Origin of the sequence: Herminiimonas sp. KBW02 (genome assembly GCF_003852535.1) — a bacterium.
Lineage (GTDB): Bacteria > Pseudomonadota > Gammaproteobacteria > Burkholderiales > Burkholderiaceae_D > Oxalicibacterium.
This window is the reverse complement of the sequence record NZ_QAJP01000004.1, coordinates 733644-743708: the sequence shown is the minus strand read 5'-3', so window position 1 is coordinate 743708 and position 10065 is coordinate 733644. Positions and strand designations below refer to the sequence as shown.

Below are 10065 nucleotides of genomic sequence, written 5' to 3'. Positions count from 1 at the left end.
GATTATTGGTCAGAACGCCCCGAACTAATCGGGGGAATAAGGGGGGGAAGGTGCCGCTTTTCGGTCATGCAAAGCGGAGAATGGCAGGGAAAAACTAAATTTTGAGGGCCTGGGCCCACAACAAGGCGGCCAAATGGGCTTCATTGACCTGGCGCGCGCTGATGAACAACGAATCGGCCAGTGCTGCAATATTGCCATTATTCTGCTCACACGCCTCGGCTAATGCAAGGAAAGGGCCGTACATGCCATCACGCGTCAACAAGGCCTGGACGACTGGTTCCGCCAGCTGGATTTTGCCCAGGACTTCTTCCATAGGCATGCCCAGCAAACGATCCAGCAATGAAAACATGCCAACCACGAACAGGTTTTCGGCTTCATTTTTCGGCAGAATGCCCTGCCCGGCCAATTCCGCAAAGCGCCCGCGCACGATCGCGGTCTGCATCAGGACGGCAGCATGGCTGCCGGTACTGGCGGTAGCCAGCAATAACGACAGCCAGCGGTACAGCGGCGAGTAACCCAGCATGGTCACTGCATGGCGCAGGGACTGGATTTCGGCGCCGAGGCCGAAGCCGACGCTATTGATATAACGGAAGAGTTTGTAGGATAGCGCGGCGTCGCGTTTCAGGACTTCTTCCAGTTCACGGATGTCCGCGTTCTGGCGCAACATCTCCATCAATTGGAGGATGATGATTTGTGCCGCGTTCCATCCTTTTTTCTCGGCGTTGGCACGCGGTGTCAGGTACAAATTTCCAATAAACGCGTGCAAGCCCTGCAACGCACAAACGTCGTATTCCTGCCAGGATGACAGCTTGCGCACGACCGCCTTGACGCTCGCCGACTGCAAGGCAGCGATCGGTATCGCAGCGCCCTGCTCATGACTCAGCCGTCCTTCGATATGACTGACGACCTGCAGCAAGGGATTACCTGTCTTGAGCGCATCTGCGCCGCGCAAGGAAATACCGTAACCTCGCTGCCGCAATGCGCTGGCTGCCTTCAGTGTTTCGGGATCAGCAAGATCCGTCACAGTCAGGCGAAATACCGTATTCTTCGCTGGCAGCTTGCGCACCACATCTGCGGCGATCAAAGCCGGCGTCGCCTCCAGGAACAGCAAGCTGCCGTTCAACTGGCCGGCAGTGTCGCTACCCTGTAATTGTGCAGCAACCACCTCCACCAATTCCAGCAAGTCTTCATCGCTGGCCATGCCGCCACCCTGCTCACCACCAAACCACGAGAGCTCATAGCCCAGGATTTGCTGCGCGGCGTTAAGCAAAGGCTCACGTACGATGAATTTCAATTCAGACATGGGAATTCAGGGATAAGTACTACACAGTGACCGAAAGCGGCATGCGTGGCGTGGCCTGGGAGTCAATCAAAAACCCAGGCTTTCAAGCAAATCGTCGACCTGCTCCTGCCCTGCCACTACATCCTGGCCGGTCGGATTGATTTGCGGTCCATTCAACAAACCGCTATCAACTTCTTTCTTTTTCTCCGCCGGAGCGTAATCGACCAACAGTTGCAGCAGTTGCTGCTCCAGGCCGTGCGCCAGCTCGGTGACTTTTTTGATAACCTGACCAGTCAGATCCTGGAAGTCCTGCGCCATCATGATATTCATCAGATGCTGGCGTGTTTCCGTCGTCGCCGCTTGCGTCGCGTTCAGATGTGCAATGGTTTGCTCTGCCAACGCTTTGTATTTGTCTTCCGAGTAACCACCCTGCAAGGCCTGTTGCCATTGTGCCGACATCGCGGCCGCATCAGACTGTACTTGCTCCTGCAATGGCCCGGCTGCTTCAGTCGCATTCAATACGCGCTGGGCTGCCTGTTCGGTCATGCGTGCTACATAGTCGAGGCGATCACGTGCATCCGGAATATCATGCGATGCACGCTCTACCAATTGATCGAAACCCAGGCCACGCAAGCTTTCGTGCAAGGCACGCGTCATGTGACCGACGCGCGACAGCACTTCATCCTGCGGTATCCCCGCTACAGCATCCACCATCTGTACAGATGATTGGCTAGTCAACTCAGGCTCCTGCAGCAGCCAGTTTTTCGAAAATCTTTGCCAGCTTCTCATCCAGCGTCGCAGCAGTGAACGGCTTGACGACGTAACCGTTTGCACCTGCCTGTGCTGCTGCAATGATGTTTTCTTTCTTGGCTTCAGCCGTCACCATCAACACCGGCAACTTCGACAGTGCCGGATCGGCACGGATATGCTGCAACATCGTCAGACCATCCATGTTAGGCATATTCCAGTCTGACACGACGAAATCGAATTGTTCACTCCGCAGTTTGGCAAGTGCCATCGCGCCGTCTTCGGCTTCGTCTACATTCGTGTAGCCCAGTTCCTTCAAGAGATTACGCACAATGCGACGCATCGTTGAGAAATCATCAACAACTAAAAATTTGGTGTTTGGGCCTGACATGAATTACTCCATTAAATCTCTAAATGTTTATCGATCCTGCAAGGAATCGAACATGGTCTACAACATCTGCTTTTTTGAGCTCTCACTATTATGCACTGAGGATACATAAATTTTGCGAGAAATCCGATAGCACTTGTCGTAAATCAACACTTAGACACGCAAGGCGCGGCTGCTGTGTGCAGCAAGATAGCCCAGAACCATGCCTGGCAAGGCTTGCAAGGGACCAACCTCATGGGTCGCACCCACCGCAATTGCTTCGCGCGGCATGCCGAATACGACACATGAAGCTTCGTCTTGCGCAAAGTTGTAGGCGCCGACGTTCTTCATCTCGAGCATACCCAATGCACCATCTTTACCCATACCTGTAAGAATCACACCGACAGCATTCTTACCTGCGTGCACAGCAGCGGAGTGAAAGAGCACATCGACTGAAGGACGATGACGATTGACCGGTGGCCCCTGATCGAGTTGCGTCATGTAGTTGGCACCGCTGCGCACCAGTTGCAAATGCGAATGACCAGGCGCGAGATAAGCATGTCCCGGCAGTACGCGTTCGCCCCCTTCAGACTCCTTCACACTGATCTTGCACAAGCTGTCGAGCCGTTGTGCGAACGATTTGGTGAAGCCTGGCGGCATATGTTGCGTGATCAAAATACCCGGGCAATCGGATGGCATTTGCATCAGGAAATCCTTGATCGCCTCGGTACCACCAGTGGATGCGCCGATGATGATCAGCTTCTCACTACTGGTCAGCGGGTTGCGTATCATCGGCAATACTTCGCCAGCAACCTTGTTGGCATCATGCGGTGTGATCTGACGCGACTTGATACGCGCCTTGGAAGCAGTACGGATTTTGTCTGCTATCAATTCGGTATATTCGAGCATGCCGCTCTGGATCGACATCTTCGGTTTGGTGACAAAGTCCACCGCGCCCAGCTCCAAAGCACGCAAAGTAATGTCCGAACCGCGTTCCGTCAGCGAAGAAACCATCACCACCGGCATAGGACGCAGGCGCATGAGTTTTTCCAGGAAATCGAGACCATCCATGCGCGGCATCTCGACGTCCAGTGTCAATACATCCGGATTGGTTTGCTTGATCAGTTCACGGGCAACGATGGGATCTGGTGCGACGCCGACGACTTCCATGTCCGGCTGGCTGTTGATGATCTCTTTCATGACGCTACGTATCAGCGCGGAATCATCGACGATCAATACTTTAATTTTCATGAGGCTACCCTGGCAAAACGTTTTTATAGTTATTGATAGATATATTTATTTGCATCAGGAAAAGAGTTCTACATCTCCGCTGACAGCGCCTGATTGCAGACGGTTTGCATAATCCTGCTCGCGATTGGCCAGTGTATTGTTGTTCAGTTGCCTGAGTTTCTTCACCAGCACTTTGCCGTTACGCGGGAAGTAGTAAACCTTGCGCGGATGGATGTCGTTCAGGTCTTCCGCCACGATGCGTATGTTTTCCACCTTGAGAAAATTACGTACGAACTGCGCATTGCGTTCACCAACGTTGATCGAAGTGAAACCGCTCAGTACATTGCCGCCACCGAACACTTTGGCTTCCAGATTTTCACGACGCGCACCCGCCTTCAGCAAATCATTGATCAGGATTTCCATCGCATAGGTGCCATAGCGTGCCGATGCAGAAATCGGGCTATCCGCATCGCCACCACCATCCGGCAGCATAAAGTGATTCATGCCGCCGACGCCGGTTACGCGATCACGTATACAAGCCGATACGCATGACCCAAGCACAGTGACAATCAGCATGTCCTTGCCGGTGTAGTAATACTCACCCGGCAGGATCTTGGCTGCGTCGCGGTCGAATGTCCGGTCGTAATAGACGTTCGTAGCGAAATGCTCTTTGGTCAGTTCATTCATAGATTCTTACGCCCGACGTGGTTGCGACAAGCCCGCCTTCTTGTTGGGCTCCAACTCGTAAACCGTTTTTCCGCGCAATTTGAATGCATCGGTGACATACAGGAAGTTTTCGGAGTGACCGGCAAACAACAAACCGTCCGGCTTCATCAGCGGCGCGAAGCGATCCAGGATCTTGCCCTGCGTCGGCTTATCGAAATAGATCATTACATTGCGGCAAAAGATCGCATCAAATTGCCCTGAAATACCCCAGTTGCTTTCCAGCAGATTGACCTGTTTAAAGGTAATCATCTGACGCAATTCCGGACGCACCCGCACCATGCCTTCGCGTGCACCTTTACCGCGCAGGAAGAAGCGTTTGGCGCGCTCCGGCGCCATCTTGTCCAGCCGGTCTATCGAGTAGACACCATTGGCACCGGTATTCAGCACATTGGTATCAATGTCGGTCGCGATAATACGAACCGGTGGCGTCAGCGTATTGAACGCTTCACACGCGGTCATCGCTATCGAATACGGCTCTTCACCGGTAGAAGCGGCTGAGCACCAGATCTCGATAGGCTCCTTAATTTTTTTGATGTGATCGGCCAGAATCGGGAAGTGATGCGCCTCGCGAAAGAACGAAGTCAGATTGGTGGTCAGCGCATTGGTAAATGCTTCCCACTCTTCATCGCTGCCCCCCTGCTCCAGCTGATCCAGATAGCTGACGAAAGAACCGATACCGGTCGCACGCAAACGGCGTGCGAGCCTGCTGTAAACCATCTCCTGCTTACTTTCGGCCAGTGCGATGCCAGCCTTCTTATGTATCAAGGCGCGGACCCGTTCGAAATCACGCGCGGTGAATTCGAACTCTTTGCTACCTTCTGCCCTACCTTGAGTAGTTGTTTTCATACTGCAGATTCCCCTTTCGCCTGCTGCATATTGGAACTCATTTCCCCTCTGTCCGATATGCGTATTGCCAAAACTTACACGCGACTGTTTGCGTAGCGTCCTGCTGCTCGCCTACCCGGCAATCTTTTACGACTCAGTCTTAAGCTGCGATTTTTTCTATCAAACCCATTTCGCTGCTGGACATCAATTTATCGATATCCACCAGGATCAGCATGCGCTCGTCCAGAGTACCCAGACCAATCAGATAATCGGTATTGAAAGCGGTACCCATTTCCGGTGCTGGCTTGATTTGCTCAGGAGACAAGGTGATCACGTCGGATACGCTGTCTACCACCATGCCGACTACGCGACCGGCGATGTTCAGGATGATCACGACAGTAAATTGATCGTAGGTAGGCTCACCCAGGTTGAATTTGATGCGCATGTCAACGATAGGCACGATGATGCCGCGCAGGTTGACCACGCCTTTAACGAACTCAGGCGCATTAGCGATACGGGTGACGGCTTCATAGCCGCGGATCTCCTGAACTTTCAGGATATCGATACCGTACTCTTCCTTGCCCAGGGTGAATGCCAGGAATTCATTGCCGTTTTCTGCACCGGTCGTATTGTTTTGTATATTGTGAATCATGCGATTCTCCTCTTCAGGAATAAATGGATTCGTCGTTTAACTGACGGCTTGAACGCAGTAAGGCCGCCACATCGATAATCAGCGCGACTCCGCCGTCACCGAGAATCGTGGCTCCCGATATTCCAGCCACCTTACGATAATTCGATTCTAGATTTTTGACTACAACTTGTTGCTGGCCGACCAAATCATCGACAAACAATGCGGCTTTTTTGCCTTCCGATTCCAGGATAACAACGATGCCTTCCGACGGATCGACAAAGCGCGGCTCTATGCTGAAAATCTTATACAACGGGATCAATGGCAAATAATCACCACGGACCTTGATGACCTGGCCTTGCCCGCTGATCTCTTTGATATCTGCCAGCTCCGGTTGCAACGACTCAACCACATAGCCGAGCGGCAGGATATAAATCTCGTCGCCGACTTTGATGGACATGCCATCCAGGATAGCCAGCGTCAGCGGCAAGGAAATCAAAATCGTCGTGCCATAACCTTTGCTGGAACGGATATCAACCGAACCACCCATCGCGGTGATATTCCGCTTCACCACATCCATGCCGACACCACGGCCGGAGACATCGGTTACAGCTTCGGCGGTTGAGAAACCCGGTGCAAAGATCAGTTGCCAGACTTCTTCATCCGGCAAATCGTCGGAGACAGGCAAACCCTGTTGCTTGGCTTTGGCCAGGATACGGTCGCGGCTTAAACCACCACCGTCATCACTGACTTCAATAATGATATTGCCGCCCTGATGACCGGCTGACAACGACAATTGGCCAGACGCCGACTTGCCTGCCGCCAGTCGCGCCTCCGGCATTTCAATGCCATGGTCTATGCTGTTGCGTACCAGATGCGTCAACGGATCCACGATCCGTTCGATCAAACCTTTATCCAGCTCAGTCGCCGCACCATGCGTGACGAATTCCACTTTTTTGCCCAGCTTGGAAGCCAGATCACGCACCATGCGCGGAAAGCGTGAGAACACGTAATCCATCGGCATCATGCGGATAGACATCACCGCTTCCTGCAGATCACGTGTATTGCGCGTCAATTGCGAGACACTGTTGAGCAGGCGCTCGTGCTGCATAGGATCAAGCGCGCCGGTGCGCTGCTCTATCATCGCTTGAGTGATGACCAGTTCGCCGACCAGATTAATCAGCTGATCGACTTTTTCTATACCAACACGTATCGATGACGACTCTGCACTGACAGTCGTCTTGTCTGCATCGCGTTTCGCCGCTGGCTTTTTGTCCGTTGCAGCTACCGCGTGCACTTCCTCCACCGCCAGCGCATTGTTTTTTTCTTCATCCTGTTCGGACGCATCCTTGCTGCCGGCATCCGGCAAAGGCAAGGGAACAAACGGCGCAAAGAAACCATAACCTTGCGCATTTTCGGCAATCGTCGAGTGCAGCGGCTCGAAGAAACCGTAGCCCTGCTCCTCCTCATTGCGACTGCGGTCATCGATCGATTGATGCACACCCTTGATGACGGCTTCTTCGGTAATTTTTAAGTCTTGTGGATCAAGAATAAACGAGCAAATCGCAATGATGTCGTCTGCACTTTCTTGCGTACTCAGCGTAAATACCGCGCGTTGATCGGGCAGTACATCGCGCTGTATCTCGCCCAGCAAGCCCAGTTCGGCCGCCAGTGCATCCACATCACGTGCTGAGGTTTGTGGTAACTCGATGCGGAAGCGGCGATCACCTGAAACATCACCCGGTGTTGCGGCAACTACTGCAGCAGCTTGTGGTGCCGGTGCCTCGTCCTGCGACAAGGACTCCAGCAAGATACGCACATCAGCAACCGCATCCAGATCCACCGGCGTATGCAGGCGATGACCATCCAGCTGCATCTTGAGCACGTCCTTAGCGGATAAGAATGCATCGACGTGCTCGGCCATCAAGGCCATCTCACCTTTGCGGATTCTGTCCAGCAAGGTTTCCAGCACGTGCGTGACTTCGGTCAGATCCGTAATGCCAAATGTGGCAGCACCACCCTTGATCGAATGGGCGGCGCGGAAAATCGCATTCAAGTCTTCTTCATCAGGAGCCGATACGTCCACCGCCAGCAGCAGTTTTTCCATCTCGGCCAGGAGTTCTTCCGTTTCATCAAAGAATACCTGGAAGAACTGACTCATATCGATGGTCATCGTTCTGCTCCGTTATCTGTGCGCATGATGATGTTGCAACTCATGATATGTATTAACCTATCACTTTTTTCACGACTTCAGTCAGTCGTTGCGGATCAAAAGGCTTGACCAGCCAGCCATTGGCACCAGCGGCGCGGCCTTTGGCTTTCATCTCGTCGCTGGACTCGGTGGTAAGGACCAGGATCGGTGTTTTTTGATAAGTCGACAGCGCGCGCAACGCTCGTATCAGCGAAAAACCATCCATACGCGGCATGTTCTGATCGGTTAATACCAGATCAAAAACCTGCGTCTTCGCCTTATCCAGACCATCTTGTCCATCAACGGCTTCCGTCACCTGATAGCCGGCCGCCCTCAAACTGAAGACCACCATTTGTCGCAGTGAACCCGAATCATCGACCGCCAATATTGTCTTTGCCATCTTTACCCCTGCCCATTTTCGTTTCAGGCCTGTAGGCCTGGTTATCTAAATTTAAATTCGTATTTAAAACAGTTCGACGTCGCCGCTTTCCATATGCGTCTGACGCACGGCTTTCCACAATTCATTCTCAAGGTTAGTGCTTTGCGTATTCAGGCTGGCATTCGCTTGCTCCAGCGAAGCCTGCAACTGGTTCTGATCTGCATCACCCGGTATCGCTGCACTATGTGTGCCCAGTACTTCCAGTACATCGCGTACTCCGACCAGGCGTTGCATCGCGCGACCTATCAGTTGATTCGTCATATCCTGGAACTGCAAACCCGTGACCGCGGCATTCACATGCTGGTCGATCTGCGCTGCCTTGGTCCGAAGTTCGCCAACCGCCGCGGCCGGGGCCTGTACCAGCAGTGCATCGACCATTTGCTGTTGCGCACTCACCGCTGCGTGTATCGCCATGAAACTGGCGCTTAGTTTGTCTATCGCTTCACTTAACAGGATGTTGGTCTGCACCAGATCCGTTTCGATTTCCGACAGATGCTGGCTCCCGTGTTCAGACAAGCCAGTCAACAGTTCTTTTATTTCCAGCGCCAACGATTTTTTTATTGTCATGGAAGCACCCGCTCATTTCGTTTACTTACAGCACTTTGCTTATCTTGCAATTGGGGCTGCCGGAGCTGCTGGTGCAACTGGGGCTGGCTTCACTTGCTGCGCATTCACCGCATTCTCGACGACTTCCTGCGCACTCTCCTTGTCGCTCACTTCGACTTTCTTATTTTCTTTCGTGATCGAATCTTCTGCTTTCTTGTTCAGCACAATGATGCTGATGCGGCGATTAACCGGATTCAGCGGGTCAGAACTATCGAACAACACCGCTGACGACAAACCAACCACGCGCAATACCTTGTTCTCGGCCATGCCACCAGCGACCAGTTCACGCCGTGACGCATTGGCGCGATCGGAAGACAGCTCCCAGTTGCTATAGCTTTTTTCGCCGCTGGAATACGGGATGCATCGGTATGACCGGAGAGGCTGATACGGTTAGGAATATCGTTCAGAATCTTGGCGATCTCATGCAGGATGACTTTGGTATAAGGCTGTAACTCTGCACGTGCCAATGCAAACATCGGACGATTTTTTTCATCCACGATCTGAATGCGCAAACCTTCAGTCGTGATGTCGATCAGTAACTGATTTTTGAATTGCTGCAAACCGGGTATGGTATCGATGGCTTTCTCTATACGTTCCTTCAAAGCCTTGAGGCGATTGACTTCCTGGCGCTCAAGCTCTGCTTCCGCCGCTTTCAGGTTGAAGTTCTTGGCCGGCGTCAGGTCTTCACCTTTTTTCTGCTGACCGTCGATGCGCGTCATGTCCTTGCCGCCGCCCTTGATCACGCTCGAGCTGTCGCCGCTACCGGAACCGCCAGCCATGGCTACTTTTAAAGGGGTACTGAAGAAATCGGCGATCCCTTGCAGATCGCCTTTGGTGGTTGAGCCCAGCAACCACATCAATAAGAAGAACGCCATCATCGCCGTGACGAAATCGGCGTAGGCGATTTTCCAGGCGCCGCCGTGATGGCCGCCCCCGGATTTTTTGATACGTTTGATGATGATGGGACGGAGTCCTTCGTCAGCCATGCCAGTCTCCGTTAAATTGCTTTTTTACTTGCGATGCA

At 52.8% G+C, this 10065-nt stretch carries 10 protein-coding genes and 1 pseudogene; all 11 read right to left on the bottom strand.

All coding sequences use genetic code 11. The features are described 5' to 3' along the window. Nucleotides 1-94 precede the first annotated feature (94 nt). A complete protein-coding gene (locus DBR37_RS07825; RefSeq protein WP_124573876.1) occupies nucleotides 95-1303 on the bottom strand; it encodes an EAL and HDOD domain-containing protein in 1209 nt (402 codons plus the stop codon). Between the two features lie 66 nt (nucleotides 1304-1369). Beyond that, the gene (gene cheZ / locus DBR37_RS07820) at nucleotides 1370-1996 is read right to left on the bottom strand and encodes a protein phosphatase CheZ (RefSeq protein WP_199739087.1); all 627 of its coding nucleotides are present in this window, start codon (nucleotides 1994-1996) and stop codon (nucleotides 1370-1372) included. Nucleotides 1997-2021: 25 nt separating this feature from the next. Next, a complete protein-coding gene (gene cheY / locus DBR37_RS07815; protein WP_124573874.1) occupies nucleotides 2022-2420 on the bottom strand; it encodes a chemotaxis response regulator CheY in 399 nt (132 codons plus the stop codon). A gap of 150 nt (nucleotides 2421-2570) precedes the next feature. After that, nucleotides 2571-3647: a chemotaxis response regulator protein-glutamate methylesterase gene (locus DBR37_RS07810; protein WP_124573873.1), complete on the bottom strand. Its 1077-nt coding sequence runs from the start codon at nucleotides 3645-3647 to the stop codon at nucleotides 2571-2573. Between the two features lie 54 nt (nucleotides 3648-3701). Beyond that, complete coding sequence (gene cheD, locus DBR37_RS07805) at nucleotides 3702-4313, bottom strand: chemoreceptor glutamine deamidase CheD (RefSeq protein ID WP_124573872.1); 612 nt, start codon at nucleotides 4311-4313, stop codon at nucleotides 3702-3704. A 6-nt stretch (nucleotides 4314-4319) separates the two neighbouring features. Further along, nucleotides 4320-5198: a CheR family methyltransferase gene (locus DBR37_RS07800; protein WP_124573871.1), complete on the bottom strand. Its 879-nt coding sequence runs from the start codon at nucleotides 5196-5198 to the stop codon at nucleotides 4320-4322. Nucleotides 5199-5337: 139 nt separating this feature from the next. Next, nucleotides 5338-5829, bottom strand: coding sequence for a chemotaxis protein CheW (locus DBR37_RS07795; protein ID WP_124573870.1), 492 nt, complete (start codon nucleotides 5827-5829; stop codon nucleotides 5338-5340). A gap of 13 nt (nucleotides 5830-5842) precedes the next feature. Beyond that, nucleotides 5843-7978: a chemotaxis protein CheA gene (gene cheA / locus DBR37_RS07790; RefSeq protein ID WP_124573869.1), complete on the bottom strand. Its 2136-nt coding sequence runs from the start codon at nucleotides 7976-7978 to the stop codon at nucleotides 5843-5845. 52 nt (nucleotides 7979-8030) lie between these two features. Continuing rightward, entirely contained in the window at nucleotides 8031-8396 is a 366-nt protein-coding gene (locus tag DBR37_RS07785; protein ID WP_124573868.1) for a response regulator, read from the bottom strand. 63 nt (nucleotides 8397-8459) lie between these two features. Next, on the bottom strand, nucleotides 8460-9002 hold the full coding sequence (locus DBR37_RS07780) for a chemotaxis protein (protein WP_124573867.1): 543 nt from the start codon (nucleotides 9000-9002) through the stop codon (nucleotides 8460-8462). Between the two features lie 39 nt (nucleotides 9003-9041). Continuing rightward, nucleotides 9042-10027 (bottom strand): annotated as a pseudogene (gene motB, locus DBR37_RS07775) (flagellar motor protein MotB). Nucleotides 10028-10065 lie beyond the last annotated feature (38 nt).

What these genes read in the sequence shown, in the direction of transcription:
- cheD (WP_124573872.1), bottom strand. Translation starts at nt 4,313, where the DNA reads ATGAATGAACTGACCAAAGAGCATTTCGCTACGAACGTCTATTACGAC.
- DBR37_RS07780 (WP_124573867.1), bottom strand. Translation starts at nt 9,002, where the DNA reads ATGACAATAAAAAAATCGTTGGCGCTGGAAATAAAAGAACTGTTGACT.
- DBR37_RS07795 (WP_124573870.1), bottom strand. Translation starts at nt 5,829, where the DNA reads ATGATTCACAATATACAAAACAATACGACCGGTGCAGAAAACGGCAAT.
- cheZ (WP_199739087.1), bottom strand. Translation starts at nt 1,996, where the DNA reads ATGGTGGATGCTGTAGCGGGGATACCGCAGGATGAAGTGCTGTCGCGC.
- DBR37_RS07825 (WP_124573876.1), bottom strand. Translation starts at nt 1,303, where the DNA reads ATGTCTGAATTGAAATTCATCGTACGTGAGCCTTTGCTTAACGCCGCG.
- DBR37_RS07810 (WP_124573873.1), bottom strand. Translation starts at nt 3,647, where the DNA reads ATGAAAATTAAAGTATTGATCGTCGATGATTCCGCGCTGATACGTAGC.
- cheA (WP_124573869.1), bottom strand. Translation starts at nt 7,978, where the DNA reads ATGACCATCGATATGAGTCAGTTCTTCCAGGTATTCTTTGATGAAACG.
- DBR37_RS07800 (WP_124573871.1), bottom strand. Translation starts at nt 5,198, where the DNA reads ATGAAAACAACTACTCAAGGTAGGGCAGAAGGTAGCAAAGAGTTCGAA.
- cheY (WP_124573874.1), bottom strand. Translation starts at nt 2,420, where the DNA reads ATGTCAGGCCCAAACACCAAATTTTTAGTTGTTGATGATTTCTCAACG.
- DBR37_RS07785 (WP_124573868.1), bottom strand. Translation starts at nt 8,396, where the DNA reads ATGGCAAAGACAATATTGGCGGTCGATGATTCGGGTTCACTGCGACAA.